The organism is Nitrospirillum guanabarense (assembly GCF_034653355.1).
GTDB lineage: Bacteria > Pseudomonadota > Alphaproteobacteria > Azospirillales > Azospirillaceae > Nitrospirillum.
In genome coordinates this window covers 1,906,157-1,925,966 of the sequence record NZ_JAYEER010000004.1, presented here as the reverse complement: position 1 = coordinate 1,925,966, position 19,810 = coordinate 1,906,157, and the positions used below count along the sequence as shown (strand labels likewise).

Sequence of the window (19,810 nt, the reverse complement as noted above, 5' to 3'; positions counted from 1 at the left end):
TGGCCACCCGGGCGGGGCGTAACCTCCATAACATGGCGTGTCGGTGCCGCCATCGCCAGGGGAAAGGCCGTCCTTCTAAAGCAGGGGTGGATGAGACCGGGAATCCTCAAGCACGCCAAGGCTGTAGCGCCGGGCCGGTTTTGCGCCACCCTGGCGGGTCCGGCGGGCGGGTCAGTGCGCCCAACGGTATGCGCTGGGACGCGTTGTCCGCTTTACGTCAAGGATTGGGAACGTTATGGTCTGCCACGATGCAGGTGTCCCTTAACCATCGGGGGTGCTTGCGATGCTGGGTCTAAACTCCCGGACAGGTGCCCCGATAGCCGACGCCGTCGCCGCTTCGTCCCCGCAACGGGAGGTGGGGGCGGGGGCGGGTCGATCCAGGACGGGCCCCCATAATAAACGGGAGGATGGGACGGCATCCCGCGTTTGGCGCGGCGCCTGAACAGGGGGCGTGTGGGGCCGGCGTGGGTCACCAGGACAATCTTCGGGTGGGACGTGTCACGCGTCCCCGGCAACGAGAGAGTGGTAAGGGATGTCCGTACGCAAGAACGCCGCCGCCTTCGCGGCCCTTTTGACGGCCCTGGCGGGGCGCGCTTCGGTGGCGCTGGCCGACCCGGTGGTGAGCCTGCCCGAGGCGGGCAAGCTGGGCATGCAGCATGCCTACTCGCCCGTGGCGGTGCAGCTGGAGAACTTCCACAACCTGCTGCTCTACATCATCGTCGGCATCGTCGCCTTCGTGTCGCTGCTGCTGCTGACGGTCATGGTGCGCTTCAACAAGCGCGCGAACCCGGTCCCCTCAAAGACCAGCCACCACACGCTGCTTGAGGTGGCGTGGACCGTGGTGCCGGTGCTGATCCTGGTGATCGTGGCCGTGCCGTCCTTCCGCGTCCTCTACTACGGCGACCGCACGCCCAACCCTGAGATGACGGTGAAGATCACCGGGCACCAGTGGTACTGGTCCTACGAATATCCGGACAACAACGACATCTCCTTCGACAGCAACATCGTCTCCGACAGCGACCTGAAGCCGGGTCAGCCCCGCCTGTTGACCGTGGACAACGAGATGGTGGTGCCCGTGGGCACGCCCGTCCGCCTGCTGCTGACCGGCGCCGACGTCATCCACTCCTGGTACGTGCCCTCGCTGGGGGTGCAGCTGCACGCCGTGCCCGGCCGCATCAACGAGACCTGGCTGCAGGCCAGTGTGGAAGGCACCTTCTACGGCCAGTGCACGCTGATCTGCGGCACCAACCACGGCTTCATGCCCATCGTCGTCCATGCCGTCAGCAAGGAGGACTACAAGGCCTGGGCCGAGAAGACCAAGACCGCCGGCATCGACGCGGGCCGCGAGTTCCTCGCGTCGCTCGAGGCGGCGAAAGGGGCCACCAAGACCGCCCTGGCGACGGACAATGGCGCCGCGCGCTGAGCCCGCCCCGTCTGACATTTAACCCCGGCAGAGATTAACGAGGGGAACTGGAATTATGGCGCACGCAGCCCACGATACGGCTCACGACGCGCATCACGACCATAAGCCCGGGTTCGTGAAGCGGTGGTTGTTCTCGACCAACCACAAGGACATCGGCACGCTCTACCTCATCTTCTCCGTGATCGCCGGCCTCATCGGCGGCGCCATCTCGGTGATCATGCGCATGGAACTGCAGGAGCCGGGCATCCAGGTGCTGAACCACCTGTCGGCCGACATCGGCCAGCAGTGGAACGTGCTGATCACCGCCCACGGCCTGATCATGGTGTTCTTCGTGGTCATGCCCGCCGTCATCGGCGGCTTCGGCAACTGGTTCGTGCCGCTGATGATCGGCGCGCCCGACATGGCCTTCCCGCGCCTGAACAACATCAGCTTCTGGCTGCTGGTCCCGGCCTTCCTGCTGCTGGTCTCGTCCTCGCTGATCGGACCCGGCGCCGGCACCGGCTGGACCATCTACCCGCCGCTGTCCTCCACCGTGGGCCACAGCGGCCCCTCGGTCGACATGGGCATCTTCGCCCTGCACCTGGCGGGCGCCTCCTCCATCCTGGGGGCGGCCAACTTCATCACCACCATCTTCAACATGCGGGCGCCGGGCATGACCCTGCACAAGATGCCGCTGTTCGTGTGGTCGATGCTGGTGACCGCCTTCCTGCTGCTGCTGGCCGTGCCCGTGCTGGGCGGCGCCATCACCATGCTGCTGGCCGACCGCAACTTCGGCACCCACTTCTTCGACCCGGCCGGCGGCGGCGACCCGCTGCTGTTCCAGCACCTGTTCTGGTTCTTCGGGCACCCCGAAGTGTACATCATGATCCTGCCGGCCTTCGGCATCATCAGTCAGATCGTGTCCACCTTCTCGCGCAAGCCGGTGTTCGGCTATCTGGGCATGGCCTACGCCATGGTCGCCATCGGCGTGGTCGGCTTCATCGTCTGGGCGCACCACATGTTCACCGTGGGCCTGGACGTCGACACGCGCGCCTACTTCACCGCGGCGACCATGATCATCGCCGTGCCCACGGGCGTTAAGATCTTCTCGTGGATCGCCACCATGTGGGGCGGCTCCATCGAGTTCAAGCCGCCCATGGTCTGGGCCATCGGCTTCATCTTCCTGTTCACCGTGGGCGGCGTCACCGGCGTGGTGCTGGCCAACGGCGGCCTGGACGTGATGCTGCACGACACCTACTACGTCATCGCCCACTTCCACTATGTGCTGAGCCTGGGCGCCGTGTTCGCCATCTTCGCCGGCTACTACTACTGGATCGGCAAGATGTCGGGGCGCGAGCATCCGGAATGGGCGGCCCACCTGCACTTCTGGACCACCTTCATCGGCGTGAACCTGATTTTCTTCCCCCAGCACTTCCTGGGCCTGCAGGGCATGCCGCGCCGTATCCCGGACTACCCGGACGCGTTCCACATGTGGAACCAGATCTCCTCCATCGGGGCCTATATTTCCTTCGGCTCGACCTTGTTCTTCGTCGTGATGGCCCTTTATACCCTGATGTTCGGCCGGCGCGTGGGCGCCGACTACTGGAACACGGGTGAGACGACGCTGGAATGGACCCTGTCCAGCCCGCCGCCGTTCCACCAGTTCGAGGTTCTGCCCCGCATCAAGTGAGGTGCTGAGGGTGGCACCGGCTGCATAGGCGACGACCGCGCGGGAGGGGTGGCTTCCCGCGCGGTTTTGCCTGATTAAAGACGCCGTCGGTTCCCCGCATGGAGCCGACGACGTCGGATGAGATGCGAAGACAGATGACTGATACCGCCTTCGAAGGCCAGACCGTCCCCGCCCAGGCCGCCAGCCTGCCGGGCAGTGTGGCCGACTACATCGCCCTGCTGAAGCCCCGGGTCATGTCGCTCGTGGTGTTCAGCGGCCTGGCCGGCTTGGTGGTGGCCCCGGGCAACCTGCACCCGGTGCTGGCGGTGGTGGCCCTGCTGTGCATCGCCGTGGGCGCCGGTGCCGCCGGCGCCATCAACATGTGGTACGACCGCGACATCGACGCGGTCATGGAGCGTACGCGTGGCCGGCCCATCCCCCAGGGCAAGGTCAACCCGGATGAGGCGCTGGCCTTCGGCGTCGTGCTGTCCGTCGCCTCCGTTCTGCTGATGGGCTTGGCGGTCAACTGGGTGGCCGCCGCCATCCTGGGCGTGGCCAACGCCTTCTACGTCTTCGTCTACACCATGTGGCTGAAGCGCCGCACGCCGCAGAACATCGTCATCGGTGGCGCCGCCGGGGCTTTCCCGCCCATGATCGGCTGGGCGGCGGTGACGGGCGACGTCAGCATCGGCCCCGTGTTGCTGTTCTGCCTCATCTTCTTCTGGACGCCGCCGCACTTCTGGGCGCTGGCCCTGTTCCGCAGCGGCGATTACAGCCGCGCCGGCGTGCCCATGCTGCCCGTGGTGGCGGGCGAGGCCGCGACCAAGCGGCAGATGCTGGTCTACACCCTGCTGCTGTTGCCCATCGCCATCGCGCCCCACTGGTTCGGCGTGGGCGGCATGGCCTATCTGGTGGGCGCCACGGTACTGAGCCTGCTGTTCATCCTCTGCGCCGTCCGGGTCATGCTGGACAAGACCCACCGCGCCGCCAAGCAGATGTTCGCCTATTCCATCCTCTACCTTTTCCTGCTGCTCGCCATCCTGATCGGTGAGAAGCTGGTGGCCTGACCCTCACGTTTTTGAGGGCCCCTCCGCATAGGAACCCTGACCGCATGGCCAACACCTTCAATCCCACTGGTACCCCCGCTGGCACCTCCTCGCCTGAGCCAGTCCTCGACGCGGCCGAGCGGGCGCGCCGCCAGCGTGGCAAGAACCTGGCGCTATTCTTCTCGCTGCTGGGCTTCGTGGCATTGATCTATGTCGTGGCCATCGTTCGCATGGGCCTGCACGCGCAAGGCCAGTAACACCGCTTTTTTCAAAAGAGAATTAGGCGGGGCGAACCCGCCACCGGCGTGCAAGGACGGCCGTCCACCGGGAAGGCCGTCGTCAAAGCCAGGGAGGCGACAGGTTGGCTGACACACCAGGTCCCGATTCCCCACCCACACCGCCAGCAGGGCCTGATTTGGCCCGGCGCAACCGCCGTATGCTGGTGGGGGCGCTCACCATCGTGGCCGGCATGGTCGGGCTCAGCTTCGCCGCCGTTCCGCTCTACCAGGTGTTCTGCAAAGCCACGGGGTTCGGCGGCACCACCCAGGTGGCGGAAAAGGGGGCCGACCGCGTCATCGACCGCACCGTCACCGTTCGTTTCGATGCCGAAGTGAACCGCGAGTTGCCTTGGCAATTCCGTCCCAACCAGAACGCCGTGCAGGTCAAGCTGGGAGAGGTTCGGGAGATCCGCTACCACGCCAAGAACCTGTCGGACAAGGCGCTGGTGGGCACCGCCACCTTTAACGTCACGCCCGACAAGGCCGGCATTTATTTCAACAAAATCCAGTGCTTCTGCTTCACCCGCCAGCGGCTGGAGCCGGGGCAGGAACTGGACATGCCCGTGACTTTCTTCGTCGACCCCTCGTTGGCCGACGACCCGCACATGAAGGACGTGGCCACCATCACCCTGTCCTACACCTTCTTCCTGGCGGCCGACCAGACGGCGGCAGCCGTTCAGGACCAGGCGCCTACGGGGCGCCCCGGCGGCTAAAGCGTACCCGGGCAACGGCTTCGCCACTGTACAACCTCTGGACGGGCGGGGCAGGAACGTTTACCAAGGGAGTGTCCAGTCCCCCGAACGCGGGGGATCAGGGAGGGCACCGATAAGGACCGGGGCGGCAATGTCCGCCATTATCTGACGACCACCGCGTTGTTTTGATCCGAGGGAAACAAGAACATGGCTGATGTCCAGGCTCACTCCGCTCCCGGGAATTCTGAGGGCATAAAGCAGCCCTATCACCTGGTGGACCCCAGCCCCTGGCCCTTGGTCGCCTCCATCGCGGCCGGCCTGCTGACCAGCGGCACCGTGCTGGGAATGCACGGCCATGGCTGGATCCTGGCTATCATCGGCGGCCTGGGCGTGTTGAGCGTGATGTTCTTATGGTGGCGCGACGTTATCGGCAAATCGGTGGTGCGCAAGCTCCACTCCCCGGTGGTGAAGATCGGCCTGCGCTACGGCATGACGCTGTTCATCGCGTCCGAGGTGATGTTCTTCGTCGCCTTCTTCTGGGCCTTCTTCGACACCAGCATCTACTTCAACGAGGCGCAGCAGATCGGGCGGGTGGCCGCCAACGGCGGCGTCTGGCCGCCCAAGGGGATCGAGCCGGTCAACCCCTTCGACATGCCCATCCTGATGACCGTCATCCTGTTGCTGTCCGGCACCACGGTCACCTGGGCGCACCATGCGCTGGTCGAGGGCCGCAACAAGGAGGCGGCCAAGGCCCTGGGCTTCACCATCCTGCTGGGCCTGCTGTTCACCTGCTTCCAGGCCTATGAATACATCCACGCGGAATTCGGCTTCGCCCAGAACGCCTACACCTCGGCCTTCTTCATGGCGACCGGCTTCCACGGCTTTCATGTCATCGTCGGAACGATCTTTCTGATCGTCTGTTTCTTCCGCACCCGCGCCGGCCACTTCACACCCAAGAGCCACTTTGGTTTCGAGGCGGCGGCCTGGTACTGGCACTTCGTGGACGTGGTCTGGCTGTTCCTGTTCGTCAGCATCTACTGGTGGGGTTCCACGCCGCGCGGCGTGATCCCGCACTGATGCCGGGACCGTCGTTCCGTTCCTGACGGAAATGAACCTTGGACTCTGATGCCTCCACCGTCGCCCCGATCCTGGCGGGCTTGCGCTGCAAGTGTCCCCGCTGCGGTCGGGGCGATTTGTTCGTGGGCTTCCTCACCGTGGCGGAGCGGTGCTCCGTCTGCGGCCTGGAACTGGCCCGGGGAGACAGCGGCGACGGCCCGGCCGTCTTCCTGATCTTCATCCTGGGCTTCGTCATCGTGCCCATCGCGCTGATGGTGTCCATGCGGGTGGACTGGCCCCTGTGGCTGACCGCCCTGGTCTGGGGCGTGGTCATCCTGGGCGGCACGCTGGGCCTGCTGCGCCCGGCCAAGGGCGTGGTGTTCGCCCTGCAATACCGCTACCGCCGGGCCGAATTCGAGGGGCCTCCCGAAGACACGCCCGGACATGGCGATAGTGACAGCGATAGGAATCCTGGCGCATGACTTCTTCGTCCACCGCTTCCCCCACCGGCGCCACCCCGGGCCCCGTCGCGAAGGGCCGTCGGCGCTTCCGCCCGACCTTCTGGGGCGGCTTGGTGGCTGGCGGCGCCATCCTGTTCATGGCGGGCCTGGGCACTTGGCAAGTGCAGCGCCTGTTCTGGAAGCAGGGCATCCTGGACCACATCCAGCAGCAGATGGCGGCCGCCCCGGCCGAGCTGCCGGCCAAGATCGATGATCCCAAGGCCTGGGATTACCGCCGGGTGCGCATTACCGGCCATTTCCTGAACGATCATGAGCTGTATCTGGGCGCCCGCTCGCTGAAGGGGGCCCCCGGCTACGACGTCGTCACGCCCTTCGTGCGGGCGGACGGCGGCGGTGTGGTGCTGGTCGATCGCGGCTGGGTCCCCACCCAGGGCAAGGACCCGGCGCGCCGGCCTGAAGGCCAGCTGGAAGGCGAGGTGACGGTGGACGGGGTGGCCCGCGTGCCGCCGCCGCGCGGCTGGATGCAACCGGACAACTTGGTGAACGACAATTTCTGGCTATGGTACGACCTGCCCGCCATGGCGGCCAAGGCGGGGACCGAGGTGCCGGAGCCCGTGGTGGTCGAAGCCGGCGCCACGCCCAACCCCGGCGGCTTCCCCGTGGGCGGCCAGACCCGCGTCACCATCCCCAATGACCATCTGCAGTACGCCATCACCTGGTACTGCCTGGCCGTGGCCCTGGCGGTCATCGCCTACTTGCGCTTCAGCCGGGTGGAGACGGAGCGGGGAGCGCCATGATATCAAGGCCCCTGCGGGCGTGAGCGGCGGTCGCAGTCATCTGGGGGCTTTTTATGAAGAGAATTGTCGGCCTATTGGTCTCGTCATTCTTACTTCTACCCACCGCATCTTATGCGGCAGGGGCCGTTATCGAGGAAGTGCCTACAAAGTGGCGGCTGCAGGATTACATGCCCCACGTGGTCGTTTGGTACACCTCTGCGAGTCAATGCCCAAGTGGTCAGCTGAACCTACCCAGCACTGCATCTGCTGATTTGATGGACAGATTTTGGTCGACCGTTATGACGGCTAAGACTGCTGGCAAAAAGATGGGGATAACCTACGAATCTTCCACCTGCACGATAACGGACTACTATTTGAAAGAGGAATAATCGGTGAGAGCGGAATTGATTTAGAGTTGAGTACGTCTCCGGCTGAACGCACTTGCCCTAACTCGCCGCAATGCGCGCGGCCTTCGCCGCCCTCGTCTCCAAGCCGCCGCTGGTGGCGACCGGCGGGGCGGCGGCGTGGCTGGGGCGCAGCATCAGCTGGCTGACGCGGAAGCCGCTGCCATGGGGAAAGCGGCGCTCCAGGCGTGCCCTTGCCCCCTCGTCGTCGCCGGCCCAGAGCAGGAAGCGGCGGCGCTGCCACGGCACGGCGGCGGGCAGGGCGCTGTCGGCGACGGTGCCGCCCACCTCCACCGTGGCGATCCAGGCGGCGTCGGCGGGGTTGCGGCGCTCTTCCAGCACGAAGATGCGGTTTTCCGGGCGGGCGATGCGCTTGATGTCCTGCTCCAGCCGCGCGCATTCGTCCTGCAATGTCTCCATGGTCAGCTGGATGTGGCGGCGTTGCTGCTTCAGGCTGTAGGTGGCGCGCGCCAGGCGGCGGATGCGCTGGCTTTGCTCACGTTGCCGGTTCAGGGCCTGGCGCCGGCGGGCCTTGGCCTCGCTGACGCGGCTCCAGGCGCGTTCCCCTGTCAGGCCCGCCGTGACCGTCACCGCCAGCAGGGTCAGCATCAAGGCGATCATGCCGTGCTCTCCTTCTGCGCGGCCGCGTCGGCCTTGCCGCTGTTGGCCAGCTGGATGCTCAACAGCACATAGCCCAAGGGTGCCGGAAAATAGCGCTGCAGGTCGCGCCGGGCGTCGGCCAGGTTTTCCGACCACACCTCGATCATCTGCGGGCCGGCCCATTCGGGGTCCAGCGCCACGGCGGTCTTGGCGTCGCCTTGGGCCTGCTGCACCAGACGGTTGACCATCCAGGCGACGAAGCGGTTCAGGCCGGCGTCCTCGCGCCCCACCACGCGCACGGGGGCCTGGGCGCTGCGGCGCGCGTCCTCCAGGTCCTTGTCCAGGGCGTAGCGGCGGCGGCGCACCTCGCCGAGGGCGCCTTGCAGGACCGTCAGCTCGGCGCGCACCTCCGCCTCGCGCGCCTCCAACCAATTCTCGATCTGGGCACCCAGGGGTAGGCGGCCGAGGGCATGACGGAAGTCCGGCTGGCGTTCCACCGCCGCCTCGCCCAACTTGCCCAGAACCAGGATGATCAGGCCCGCCACCACCGCCAGGGTGCCGGCCAGCATGATCGCGTGCATCAGCCCCATGGTGCCGCGGAACGCCCCATCTCGAAGACCCCACGGCGTTCCGGAACGATGCCTCGTCCGGTCCATCCTGGCGGGGAATGTTGCTATTGAACGGCGGAGGCGAGCCCCGGCCGTCGGTTCTATTGCAACGCAACGGGAGGCGGTTTCCAAGTGTCATTTCCGGGAAAATTGGATGTCCTGGAACGCCGCGCCGGGGCCTTGACACGCCGCTGGTCTTCCCATGCGAATCACCCATGTTTCCATGGGTGGCTGGCGGGCTTGCGGGACCTTGGCGCCACTGGCTACTGTAGGGGTTCGAGTTGGGCCAAGGGATGGATGCCTAGGGTGGATTATATCAGCACGCGGGGCCGGGCGCCGGCCTTGGGCTTTGAGGATGCGCTACTGGCGGGCTTGGCCCGTGACGGCGGCCTGTACGTGCCGTCGGCCTGGCCGGCCTTCGACGCCGCCGCTCTGCGCGCCCTGCGCGGCCTCAGCTATGGCGAGCTGGCCACCCGCGTGATGGCCCCCTTCATGGGCGGCGCGATATCCCAGGATGAGCTGCGCGCCCTGGTGCATGACGCCTATGGCAGCTTCGCCCACGCCGCCGTCACCCCCCTGACCCAGCTGGGGCAGGAGGACTGGGTGCTGGAACTGTTCCACGGCCCCACCCTGGCCTTCAAGGACGTGGCGCTGCAACTGCTGGGCCGCCTGTTCGACCATGTGCTGGCCAAGCGCGGCCGTCGTATCACCGTGGTGGGCGCCACCTCGGGCGACACCGGTTCCGCCGCCATCGAGGCCTGCCGCGACCGTGAGCTGGTGGACATCGTCATCCTGCACCCCAAGGACCGCACGTCCGAGGTGCAGCGCCGGCAGATGACCACCGTGCTGTCGCCCAACGTGCATAATGTGGCGTTGGAAGGGACCTTCGACGACTGCCAGGCCATCGTGAAGGCCCTGTTCAATGACCAGGCCTACCGGGATGAGCTGAACATCTCCGCCGTCAACTCCATCAACTGGGCCCGCATCCTGGCCCAGGTGGTGTACTACGTGGCGGCGGGCGTGGCCCTGGGCGCGCCGGACCGGCCGGTGGCCTTCTCGGTTCCCACCGGCAACTTCGGCAACGTCTATGCCGCCTACGGCGCCCGGGCCCTCGGCCTGCCCATCCAGCGCCTGGTGGTGGGCACCAACAGCAACGACATCCTGACCCGCTTCTTCCAATCCGGCACCATGGCCACCAACGGCGTGGTTCCCACCATCAGCCCCAGCATGGACATCCAGGTGTCCAGCAACTTCGAACGCCTGCTGTTCGACCTGCTGGGCCGTGACGGTGCCGCCGTCACGGGCGTGATGGATGGCTTTGCCGCCAGCGGCCGCTTCACGGTGGACGAGCGCCAGCTGGCCGAGGCGCGCGGCCTGTTCGACGGCTTCCGCGCCGATGAGCATGAGACGGCGGAAACCATGCGCCGGGTGTTCGAGACCACGGGTTATCTGCTGGACCCGCACACGGCGGTGGGCGTGCACGCCGCCGCCCAGGCCCGCGCCGCCGGCACCGTGCCGGCCGAGGTGCCGCTGGTGTCGCTGGCCTGCGCCCATCCGGCCAAGTTTCCGGACGCGGTCAAGGCCGCCACTGGCGTGCACCCGCCGCTGCCCCGCCATCTGGCCGACCTTTATGAACGGGAGGAACGGGTGTCCGTGCTGCCCAACGACGTCGAGGCGGTGAAAGCCTTCGTGCGCTCCAAATCCCGCGTCACGGGAGCCGCCCGATGAGCGACGGCGGCGGAATCCAGGTCACCACGCTGGACAACGGCCTGCGCGTCGTCACCGACAGCATGACCGGGGTGGAGACGGTGTCGCTGGGCGTCTGGGTGGGCGTCGGCACGCGGGACGAGGCGCCCGAGGTCAACGGCGTGGCCCACCTGGTGGAGCACATGCTGTTCAAAGGCACACCCAAGCGCGACGCCTATCAGATCAGCCAGCAGATCGAGGACGTGGGCGGGCACCTGAACGCCTACACCACGCGGGAGCACACCGCCTATTATGGCAAGGTGCTGAAGGAGGATGCGGGCCTGGCCCTGGACATCGTGGCGGACATGGTGCAGCACGCCAGCCTGGACGCCGACGAGCTGACCAAGGAGCGCACGGTCGTCCTGCAGGAGATCGGCCAGGCCGAAGACACGCCCGACGACATCATCTTCGACCATTTCCAGGCGACGGCCTTCCCCGGCCAGGCGCTGGGCCGCCCGGTGCTGGGCCTGCCGGAGATCGTGGAGAGGCTCAGCCGCGATGACCTGAACGCCTATGTCCAGGGTCACTATTCCGGCCCGGCGATGGTGGTGGCGGCGTCCGGCCGCATCGAGCACGCCCGTATGGTGGACATGGCGGCCGAGATGTTCGGCGCCCTGCCGGAGCATCGGGATTGGACGCACGAAAAGGCCAGCTATCACGGCGGCGATTTCCGGGACGAGCGCGATCTGGAACAGACCCACGTCGTGCTGGGATTCGAGGCGGTGGGCGTCCATCACGAGGACAACTACGCGACGCAGGTGCTGTCCACCCTGCTGGGCGGCGGCATGTCGTCCCGCCTGTTCCAGGAGGTGCGGGAGAAGCGCGGGCTGGTCTACAGCATCTACAGCTTCGCCAGCCATTTCGCCGAGACGGGCCTGTTCGGCATTTATGCCGGTACGGGGCCGGAACAGGTGGCTGAACTGGTGCCCGTGGTCTGTGGCGAGGTCGCCAACCTGGTGGGCAGCATCCGCGAGGATGAGGTGGCGCGCGCCCGCGCCCAGCTGAAGTCCAGCTTGGTCATGGCCCTGGAAAGCAGCATGGCGCGGTGCGAGCAGGTGGGGCAGCAGATGCTGATCCACGGCCGCCCCATTCCGGTGGCGGAGATGCTGGCCCGGGTGAACGCGGTGGACGTGGACGCCGTGGAACGGTGCGCCCTCCGGCTGTTGGAGAGTGAGCCGGTGGTGACGGCCCTGGGGCCGCTGGCCGGCTTGGAATCGTATGACCGCATCCGGGCCCGGCTGGGCCATTGAAGCCGGTAACGGTGGGGCGGCGGTGATGGGGGTAGGGAGGGGCTTGAGGCGGTGATACGGCTGTTACATGCCGATATCCTGAGCACACCGGCCATCCGCCTGGACGGGCCGCAGGTCTACCTGCGCCCGGCCCAGGTCAAGGATTGGCGGGAGTGGGCGGACCTGCGCGAGCGCAGCCGGGACTTCCTGGCCCCGTGGGAACCCACCTGGCCGGCCGACGCCCTGCTGCGCTCCTCCTTCCTGCGCCGGGTGCGCCGGCACACGGCGGAATGGCGCAATGACGAGGCCTACAGCTTCCTGATCTTCGAGCGCTCCAGCGACCGGCTGGTGGGCGGCATCGGTCTGTCCAACATCCGCCGGGGCGTGGCCCAGATGGGCACCATGGGTTATTGGGTGGGCAAGCCCTACGCCCGCCGCGGCTATACCAGCGAGGCGGCCAAGGCCAGTTTGGGCTTCGCTTTCGGCCAGTTGGGCCTGCACCGGGTGGAGGCGGCCTGCCTGCCCACCAACCAGCCCAGCCAGGGCCTGTTGGAAAAGGTGGGCTTCGTGCGGGAGGGCTATGCCCGGGGCTACCTGCGCATCGACGGCCGCTGGGCCGACCATGTGCTGTACGGCATCCTGCGCGACGACTGGCGCGGTTAGATTCCCTTCAGCGCCTTCAGGATACCATGGTGGCGGTCGATGCCGATGCCCGCCGGCTGGTCGCGTGCCAGCGCCGAAATGTCGTCATTGGCCAGGCTTGGCGTGGGCCGCTCGCTGGCGATGGGCTGGCCCAGACCGCGTCAGGCGGTTATGTCCCAGGATATGGCAACGGCCCGGGTGGATGCCGCCCGGGCCGTTGCCATCTGTGCGCCTTACGCCCGTCTTACCAGCTGAGGCGGAAGCCGGCGGTGAAGACGTGGTCGGTCTCGTGCCGGCGGAGCGTGCCGTCGTAGTTGGCGTAGAGGTTCAGGTTGTCGCCTTCCTGCAGCGTCAGGCCGCCACCGATCCCCAGCGCGTTGGCGCCGGTGTCGGGGCCGGTCACGGCGAAGGTGGTGCCCGCCAGCGCGGCCTGGCTGGTCAGCGCCCGGTCGCGGAAGTCGTGCAGCCAGGCCGCCCGCACCGTGGGCGTGATCACCGTGCCGCCGTCCGTCTTCCAGCTGGCCGAGGCCCGGCCGCCCACGCTGCTCTGCAGCGCGGTGGCGTCCAGGTCCTGCAGCACCAGGTCCAGGGCGCCCGCCCCCGTCTCGGTGAAGCCGTCGCGGCCCACCTTCAGCCACTGGATGCCGGCCTGCGGCTCCAAGGTCAGGTTGGACACCCGCACCCGGTAACCGGCCGTGACACCCGCCGACAGCTCGTCACCCTTGGTGTGGCCGAAGGCCGTGCGGCTGAGGCCGCCGAAGCCCAGGGTCCGCGCCGTGTCGTACTGGTCGTAGGTGTAGCCGGCGTTGCCGGTGACGAAGAGGCCATCCCCCAGGTCGACGTTGCCGTAGGCCGACAGGCCGTAGCTGCTGGTCTCATTGGACCCGCCCGAGGTGCTCTGCAGCAGCACGCCGGCCAGGCCCACGGTCACCCCTGGCGCCACCGTGCGGTCGCCGCCGAACAGGCCGCCGCCGGTGTTGCTGTGGCCGCCCGCGGCGTTGCCGTCACTGTCCACCCGGGTGAACGCCCCCAGGCCCTGGGCCCAGAAGTGCCAGCCCGCCTCCGGCGCCGAGCCGGCCGCCGCCCCGCGCTCGTCCGCCACCGGCATCGCCACGGCGTCGCCGCCGCTGGCGACGCTGGTGTAGAGCGTGCGGCCGACCAGCTGGGCCTGCATCGTACCCTGCATGCCGCCCGCCACGCCGTCCCGCACCGCCGCCAGGCGCTGGCCCAGCACCTGCGTCACCGCCAGGCCCCGGTTCAGGCTGTAGGCCACGATGTTCGCCTGGCTGCCGCCGCCGATCTGCGCCAGGGCATCCAGCGACGCCCCCACCGTGGGCAGGCCGTAGAGGGCCTTCAGCACGGCGGCGAGGTCGGCGTTGCCGGTGCTGCTCAGGCCCGCCACCACGCGGCCCATGGTCTGCTGGTTGGCGCTGGCGCCCAGGCTGGCCAGGGAGCCGTAGGTGGGGGTGACGTACAGGTCGATGGCGTTGCTGCCGTACAGTGCCGTGAACTGCGTGCCGGCCAGCAGCCCGCTGCCGGGCTGGGTGATGCCGGCGAAGGTGCCCTGCACGCCGCCAGCCGCCTGCACGATGGCGAAGTCCGTGCCCAGGCCCGGGGTGTAGGTGTTGCTGGCGCTGCCCGTCATGCCGCGCAGGTTGGGCTGCAGCACGGCGCCGGAGCCGATGACGTAGCTGCCGCCCATCACCAGGACGCGGGAGTAGTTGCCAGCCCCCTTGCCGGTGCCCGTGCCATCGATATCGATGGACAGCACCGACTTGGCCGCCTGGGTCAAACCGTTAGTGAAGGTCAGCGTGCCGGGCGAATTGCCCGGACGCAGCACACCGGCCACGGTGGCCGCCCCGGTGATGACGCCGGACCCGCGCAGGGTGCCGCCGCTGCCCACGGTGACGGTGCCGGAGGCGGTGCCGTTCAAGGCCACCAGGCCGCCGTCGATGGCCAGGGGCGCTTGCACCGTGCCGCCCAGGTTCAGGCTGCCGCCCTGGACCTGCACCGCCGTCGTGCCGGCGATGGTGGACCCGGCGCTTTGGGTCAGTGTGCCGCCGCTGATGGTGCCCAGGGTGGCGCTGCCGCCGGCCAGCGTGATGGTGCCGCCGGTGACGGTGCCCAGGCTGGCCGAACCGCTGGTCTGGGTCAGCGTGCCGCCGGCGATGGACCCCACCGTGGGCGTGCCGCCGGTGATGGCCAGCGTGCCGCCCGTCATCTGGTCCAGGACGCCGGCGCCGCCGGCGATGGTGGCCGTGCCGCCGGCGGTCAGGCTGCTGTTGCCCACGCTGACGATCAGGTCGGTCTGTCCGCCCACCACCGTGCTGGTGACGGTGGTCGAGGTATAGCCCGGCGCCTGCGCGGTCACGCTGGCATAGCTGGAGGCGGTGTCACCGGCCGCCACGATGGTGTAGCTGGCGCCGCTGGTCAGGCCAAAGGCGTATTGCGAGGTCAGCACGACGGTGGCGCCGCTGATGCTGGCGCCGCCGCTGACCTGCAGCCCGCCCACGGTGCCGCCGGCCGCCAGGGCCATCAGCGTGCCACCCGTCTGGGCATAGTTGCCGGTGATGGTGGTGGGGGCCGTTAGCACCAGGCTGCCGCCATTCTCCACCAGGGTATGGCCTGCGATGCTGACACTGTCGTTCAGCACCAGGTTGCCGCCCAGCGTCACATTACCGGCTGTGCTGGCCAGGGTGCCACGGGCGCCGCTGACGCCCGTCAGGGTGCCGAACACCGTGCCGCTGCCGCCGGTGATGGACAGGTCGGACGCTGCGGTGTGGACGATGTCGCCGGCGATGACACCGGTGTTGGTGACCGGGCCCAGCGTGCCGCTGTCGCGGATGGCCGCCACGGCGCCAGTGATGGTGCCGCTGTTGGTCAGGGTTCCGATGGTGCCGGCGTTGATGATGCCCGTCTGGCCGCCCTGGATCAGGCCGCTGTTGATCAGGGTGCTGATGACGGCGTTGGCGGCGCCGTTGTTGATGCCGGCGGTCGCCGTGCCCAGGATGGTGCCGCTGTTCTGCAGCGTGCCGATGGTACCGCCGATGGGGCCGGTGGTGCTGACCACGGTGGTTACCGTAGGGGGGTACCAATAGGGGTTCGTCACCGACGTGACGATGGTGCTGCTTGTGGAAGCTATCCCGTTGACGATGCCGCTCTGCCCGCCCGTGATGACACCGCTGTTAGCCAGCGTGCCGATGGTGCCACCACCGCTGGACGAGGTCCGGGTGATGGTGGTTCCCCAGCCGAAGTAAGGCGAATAGTCATAGGAGAAGAAGTAGCTGTACAGGCCGCCAACATTGGCCACGCCGGTGCTGGTGCTTCCAGCGATGGTGCCGGTGTTGTGCAGGTCGCCGATGATGCCGCTGGATTCGATACCTTTCGCGCCGCCGGTGATGGTGCCGCTGTTGGCCAGCGTGGCGATGCGCGTGGAGGTCGGGGTTGCTATCGAGGTGGACGAGAGATTGGAGACAAAGTTGGTCAGGCGGACACCGATGGTACCGCCCTGCACCAGGCCGCTATTGCTCAGTGTGCCGATTTGGGCCGACAGCGCGAGTGCACTAGCCACCCCGGCGATTGTTCCACCTGCGAGATTCAGCAGCGTGCCCAATGTGCCGCCGGAATGGGCTACACCTGCCCCGATGGTGGAGGCGCCTTGGTCGGCGATCAGGCCGGCGTTGCGGAAGGTATCGATGTCGGTTTGCAGAAAGACCGCTGCGGACTGTCCCGCACCGACCATCGTGCCACCTGCCAGGTTGTCGATCAGGCCGATGGTACCGATGGTGCCAGAGGGGCCGTTATCATAGCCTAATGCCGATAAGGCTGTGGTAGTGCCGGATATTAGACCACTGTTGCTGATGGTGCCGACGTTGGCGCCGAATAAGTTGATGCCGGTTCCGTTGTAGACCACCGTTCCGATCAGGGTTCCGGCCGCCGCGATAGTACCGGTGTTCACCAACATGTCAATTTGCGGTGGGGTCGCTCCGCTATAGAAATAGTTATTCTGTACATTTACGCCGGCCTCCGTGCCGCTGATCAGGCCCTTGTTGATCAGGGTGGATAGCGTTCCAGCTTCGATAAATATACCTGTGTTGCCCGCGATGGTGCCGGTTACCCCATTGACCAGGGTGTCCAGGCGGGAGTTCTGAATGCTGTTATTATAGTTGTAACTATAGGCCAGCCCGACACCAGAACCACCCACGCCCTGGATCAAGCCATCGTTGGTGAGCGTCCCGATGTGGCTGTCGCCGTACAACCGGACGCCGGCGTAGCCGGTGATGGTTCCGGATGCACTGTTGCCCAGGGTGTTGATCTGGCCGGAGAGACTGACGATGCTGCTGGTACCGTGGGCGTAGTCATAAACGTAATTCGAGATACCCGAAATGAAGATGGCGCTGCCAGAGGTGCCGGCGGCGACCAGACCGGCATTTTGAAGATTGCCGATGGTGGCGCCGACCGCGGAGACGCCGCCGCCGCCGCTGATGGTGCCATGGGCGCCATTGATCAGCGCGCCGATCGATGCGCTGAAGGCGGGCCCCTGGCTATCCATATAGCTGCTGATGGAAATGCCGGTACCGTATGTGGTGCCCCCGGTGATCAGGCCATCATTGACCAGGGTGCCGATAGTTCCCTGATACAAGATGCCGCCATAGGCACCCACGATGCTGCCACCGGCTGAGTTGGCCAGTGTATCGATGCTGGCCCCGGAATACTCATAACGTGAGGTGACGGAGTTGTAGCGGGAAGAGAGGCTGCTGGTGATGGCTGCGGCGCTTAACCCTTTGATTAGGCCGCTGTTGCTGAGCGTGCCGATGGTCGCGCCCAGGGCCAGGCCCGTATAGCCACCGATGCTCCCCCCGCCTCGTTCACGATCACGCCAACCTGGGAATTAGACCCAAAGCTGAGACCGCCGGAGTAATAGTACTGACCGCCGTCGATCGACCCGATCAGCCCGGCATTGTCCAGCGTCCCGACCGTGCCCCCGATATTGACCCCAGTCGCGATAGTGGCGCCGGCAGCGTTGCTGAACAGGCCGATGGAGGAAGCGATGCTAGAGTAGGTGCTGTTGCTGTGGTTGTTTTCCGGATTGGAAGAAGAATAGGAAGAAGAATAGGACCAGACGCTGGCAGCGCCGAGGTAGATGCGGCCGGTGATGAGGCCGGCGTTGCTGAATGTTCCGATGGAGGCGCCTTGGGCCACCACGTTGCCGTCGATGGTGGCGCCGGTTGCGTTGATGAGCGCGCCGACAGTGGAGGTCACGGCCCCATTGGTGGAACTGTAGCTGTAATCTGTGCCGCTGTTGGAACCGTTACTGGAAGACGTGTAGGTGGAGGTGGAGATTGTATCAAGGCTCACACCACCCATGATGAGGCCGGCGTTAACGAGCGTTCCGATGGATGCCCCGTTGGCGGTCAGGCTGTTGGTGATGGTGGCACCGGCCGCGTTGGTTAACAGGCCGATGGTGGAGATTACCGCCCCCGAGTTGGAGTACGAGTAGTTGCTGTAATTGCTGCCGGAATAGGTGCTGGTAGAGGTGCCGGTGTATGTGGAACCACCGCTCAGGTTCACGTTGCCAGTGATGACGCCGGCGTTATTCAACGTTCCGATGGACGCCGCCGTCGCCGCCAGGCCTCCCCTGATGACGGCGCCCGCCTGATTATCGATTGTACCGATGGTGGCGGGCAATACGGAGGTAGTATTGGACCCGTATATAGTTGCGGCGCCGAGATTGATAGCGGCGGGATAAGCGTAGCTGTTGGGCGGGGGCGCGATGATCCCGCCGTTGACGAAGCTGCCGATGCTACCGCCGGTGGCGGCGACGGCGGTCAAAGATCCACCCGCTTCATTACGAAACGCGCCGATGGTGGCTTGGGTGGCGGCAATGAGACTGGAGACCGTTCCCGTGTTGTCGAACAGGTCGAGCGAGCCGTGCAGCGCGATTGCCGTGCCATAATTGACGGTGTAGTCACTGCCGCTCAGGTTAATGATGCCGCTATTGACAATGGATCCCAGTGAGCCGGACGCGGTTACCGCCGCGTTGTATGAGTTGCCGGTGATGCGACCGCCGTTCCGCAGTCCGCCCGAGGTGATGGTCACCGGACCGGAGTTGCCCGTAACCACGGTATCGGCTCGGGCAGGGCCCTGCCACGAGGTGGCGAGCGCCAGGACAGAGGCGCCGAGCAGAAGGGCCTTGGAACGGGTCGGGGTGGCGGTATGCATGGCGGCAAATGCTCCTGAAAACATGGATTTCAGTGTCGAGAATCGGTCCAGCGGCGGGATGCGCCCTGGTGGGGAGGTGGATTGCGGAGGAATGCGGGGCTTAGCCCGGCGGTACCGGGCACGAAGAAGTTCGGTGCGCGCACGCAGTTGGCGCTCGCCGGCGCGCGGGGGACCTCAGGCGAATGCGACCTGGATCATGCATGTCGGTTCACAGCCCATCTCTTATGCATTTTGGCTGAGACAATATAGCAAACGGATGATTTGTTAATTCATTTTTGCGAATTTAGATACGCGCGCCGGAGGGTGATCGCCCAGCTACGGTGTATTTAAAAAATGGAATACCAGTGTAGCGCATCTGGCGCAGGACGCGGCCCGCGCCAGGGTGTGGGAAGGCCGGTGCCAGGGACTCGGGTGGGAATGCCTCAGCCTTCCTCATCCACGGCCATGCTGGCCAGGGACAGCAGGATGCTGACCAGGCCGCCTTCCGCGACCATCAGGGCCGCCTGCGAGGGACTGACCCAGCGGCGTTCGCGCTGGCCTTTTTCCGGCCAGTTGTCCAACTCCCGCTCCACCTCGAACAGATAGGCGTCGACGGCGCAGGGCAGGCGCTTGCCGGAGGGCATGACCTTGTAATAGTGGAAGGTGCCCAGCGGCTTCTTGTGGATGGTGCCGACCAGCCCCGCCTCTTCGAAGGCCTCGTTCGCGGCCACGCCCCGGGCGTTCAGCTTCTTCTCCGGCCAGCCCTTGGGCACCACCCAGCGCCGCGTCTCCCGCGAGGTGATCAGCATCACCTGCAGCTGCCCGTCCTGCACCCGGACGGGGATGGCGGCGTACTGGCGTTCGGTGGCCTCGCAGCTCATGGCCGGTTGATCCGAAACGAGAAAGGGGGCGGCGTGGGACAGGGGGACGGCACCTTATCGAAAAGGGTGGTGTCTGAAGGGTCGAAGCCAGCGGGGCGGCGGTAGCGGCATGCCACAAT

General features: G+C 66.5%; 16 protein-coding genes. 11 read left to right on the top strand and 5 right to left on the bottom strand.

The window, feature by feature from the left end:
- The first annotated feature begins 532 nt into the window (after positions 1-532).
- The 8 genes from coxB to UAA55_RS26900 all read left to right on the top strand — a co-directional run bounded on the left by coxB (position 533) and on the right by UAA55_RS26900 (position 7,401).
- Positions 533-1,423 (top strand): cytochrome c oxidase subunit II, encoded by an 891-nt coding sequence (gene coxB, locus UAA55_RS26935; protein ID WP_322956687.1) that lies wholly within the window; start codon positions 533-535, stop codon positions 1,421-1,423.
- Positions 1,424-1,478: 55 nt separating this feature from the next.
- Positions 1,479-3,092 (top strand): cytochrome c oxidase subunit I, encoded by a 1,614-nt coding sequence (gene ctaD / locus UAA55_RS26930; RefSeq protein ID WP_322956685.1) that lies wholly within the window; start codon positions 1,479-1,481, stop codon positions 3,090-3,092.
- A 134-nt stretch (positions 3,093-3,226) separates the two neighbouring features.
- Positions 3,227-4,138 (top strand): heme o synthase, encoded by a 912-nt coding sequence (gene cyoE / locus UAA55_RS26925; RefSeq protein ID WP_322956683.1) that lies wholly within the window; start codon positions 3,227-3,229, stop codon positions 4,136-4,138.
- Positions 4,139-4,182: 44 nt separating this feature from the next.
- Positions 4,183-4,374, top strand: a complete 192-nt coding sequence (locus tag UAA55_RS26920) for a hypothetical protein (protein ID WP_322956681.1) — start codon at positions 4,183-4,185, stop codon at positions 4,372-4,374.
- Positions 4,375-4,532: 158 nt separating this feature from the next.
- Positions 4,533-5,108 (top strand): cytochrome c oxidase assembly protein, encoded by a 576-nt coding sequence (locus UAA55_RS26915; RefSeq protein WP_322956679.1) that lies wholly within the window; start codon positions 4,533-4,535, stop codon positions 5,106-5,108.
- A gap of 186 nt (positions 5,109-5,294) precedes the next feature.
- The gene (locus tag UAA55_RS26910) at positions 5,295-6,164 is read left to right on the top strand and encodes a cytochrome c oxidase subunit 3 (protein ID WP_322956677.1); all 870 of its coding nucleotides are present in this window, start codon (positions 5,295-5,297) and stop codon (positions 6,162-6,164) included.
- 38 nt (positions 6,165-6,202) lie between these two features.
- Entirely contained in the window at positions 6,203-6,625 is a 423-nt protein-coding gene (locus UAA55_RS26905) for a DUF983 domain-containing protein (protein WP_322956675.1), read from the top strand.
- Positions 6,622-7,401, top strand: coding sequence for an SURF1 family protein (locus UAA55_RS26900; protein ID WP_322956672.1), 780 nt, complete (start codon positions 6,622-6,624; stop codon positions 7,399-7,401). The genes UAA55_RS26905 and UAA55_RS26900 overlap by 4 nt, the downstream gene beginning before the upstream one ends.
- 425 nt (positions 7,402-7,826) lie before the next feature.
- Here UAA55_RS26900 and UAA55_RS26895 read toward each other — a convergent pair whose 3' ends face one another.
- Entirely contained in the window at positions 7,827-8,405 is a 579-nt protein-coding gene (locus UAA55_RS26895) for a hypothetical protein (RefSeq protein WP_322956671.1), read from the bottom strand.
- Positions 8,402-8,974, bottom strand: coding sequence for a hypothetical protein (locus tag UAA55_RS26890; RefSeq protein WP_322956669.1), 573 nt, complete (start codon positions 8,972-8,974; stop codon positions 8,402-8,404). The genes UAA55_RS26895 and UAA55_RS26890 overlap by 4 nt, the downstream gene beginning before the upstream one ends.
- A 324-nt stretch (positions 8,975-9,298) precedes the next feature.
- Between UAA55_RS26890 and thrC the strand changes: the two genes are divergently transcribed.
- Genes thrC through UAA55_RS26875 form a run of 3 tightly spaced genes read left to right on the top strand, consistent with a single transcriptional unit; the run spans position 9,299 to position 12,630 of the window.
- Positions 9,299-10,720, top strand: a complete 1,422-nt coding sequence (gene thrC, locus UAA55_RS26885; protein WP_322956667.1) for a threonine synthase — start codon at positions 9,299-9,301, stop codon at positions 10,718-10,720.
- Positions 10,717-11,988 (top strand): M16 family metallopeptidase, encoded by a 1,272-nt coding sequence (locus UAA55_RS26880; protein ID WP_322956665.1) that lies wholly within the window; start codon positions 10,717-10,719, stop codon positions 11,986-11,988. The genes thrC and UAA55_RS26880 overlap by 4 nt, the downstream gene beginning before the upstream one ends.
- Before the next feature lie 51 nt (positions 11,989-12,039).
- Positions 12,040-12,630, top strand: coding sequence for a GNAT family N-acetyltransferase (locus UAA55_RS26875; protein ID WP_322956663.1), 591 nt, complete (start codon positions 12,040-12,042; stop codon positions 12,628-12,630).
- A gap of 223 nt (positions 12,631-12,853) precedes the next feature.
- On the opposite strand, the gene UAA55_RS26870 is transcribed toward UAA55_RS26875, so the two are convergent.
- The 3 genes from UAA55_RS26870 to UAA55_RS26860 form a co-directional block, all read right to left on the bottom strand.
- A complete protein-coding gene (locus tag UAA55_RS26870) occupies positions 12,854-17,251 on the bottom strand; it encodes an autotransporter domain-containing protein (protein WP_322956661.1) in 4,398 nt (1,465 codons plus the stop codon).
- A gap of 146 nt (positions 17,252-17,397) precedes the next feature.
- The gene (locus UAA55_RS26865) at positions 17,398-18,831 is read right to left on the bottom strand and encodes a beta strand repeat-containing protein (protein WP_322956659.1); all 1,434 of its coding nucleotides are present in this window, start codon (positions 18,829-18,831) and stop codon (positions 17,398-17,400) included.
- A 422-nt stretch (positions 18,832-19,253) separates the two neighbouring features.
- Positions 19,254-19,691 (bottom strand): NUDIX hydrolase, encoded by a 438-nt coding sequence (locus tag UAA55_RS26860; RefSeq protein ID WP_322956657.1) that lies wholly within the window; start codon positions 19,689-19,691, stop codon positions 19,254-19,256.
- Between the last annotated feature and the right edge of the window lie 119 nt (positions 19,692-19,810).

Bases quoted from the DNA above. Each gene is read 5' to 3' on its own strand.
- UAA55_RS26860 (WP_322956657.1), bottom strand. From the start codon at position 19,691: ATGAGCTGCGAGGCCACCGAACGCCAGTACGCCGCCATCCCCGTCCGG.
- coxB (WP_322956687.1), top strand. From the start codon at position 533: ATGTCCGTACGCAAGAACGCCGCCGCCTTCGCGGCCCTTTTGACGGCC.
- ctaD (WP_322956685.1), top strand. From the start codon at position 1,479: ATGGCGCACGCAGCCCACGATACGGCTCACGACGCGCATCACGACCAT.
- UAA55_RS26865 (WP_322956659.1), bottom strand. From the start codon at position 18,831: ATGCATACCGCCACCCCGACCCGTTCCAAGGCCCTTCTGCTCGGCGCC.
- UAA55_RS26910 (WP_322956677.1), top strand. From the start codon at position 5,295: ATGGCTGATGTCCAGGCTCACTCCGCTCCCGGGAATTCTGAGGGCATA.
- UAA55_RS26895 (WP_322956671.1), bottom strand. From the start codon at position 8,405: ATGATCGCCTTGATGCTGACCCTGCTGGCGGTGACGGTCACGGCGGGC.
- UAA55_RS26880 (WP_322956665.1), top strand. From the start codon at position 10,717: ATGAGCGACGGCGGCGGAATCCAGGTCACCACGCTGGACAACGGCCTG.
- UAA55_RS26920 (WP_322956681.1), top strand. From the start codon at position 4,183: ATGGCCAACACCTTCAATCCCACTGGTACCCCCGCTGGCACCTCCTCG.
- UAA55_RS26890 (WP_322956669.1), bottom strand. From the start codon at position 8,974: ATGGGGCTGATGCACGCGATCATGCTGGCCGGCACCCTGGCGGTGGTG.
- cyoE (WP_322956683.1), top strand. From the start codon at position 3,227: ATGACTGATACCGCCTTCGAAGGCCAGACCGTCCCCGCCCAGGCCGCC.
- UAA55_RS26900 (WP_322956672.1), top strand. From the start codon at position 6,622: ATGACTTCTTCGTCCACCGCTTCCCCCACCGGCGCCACCCCGGGCCCC.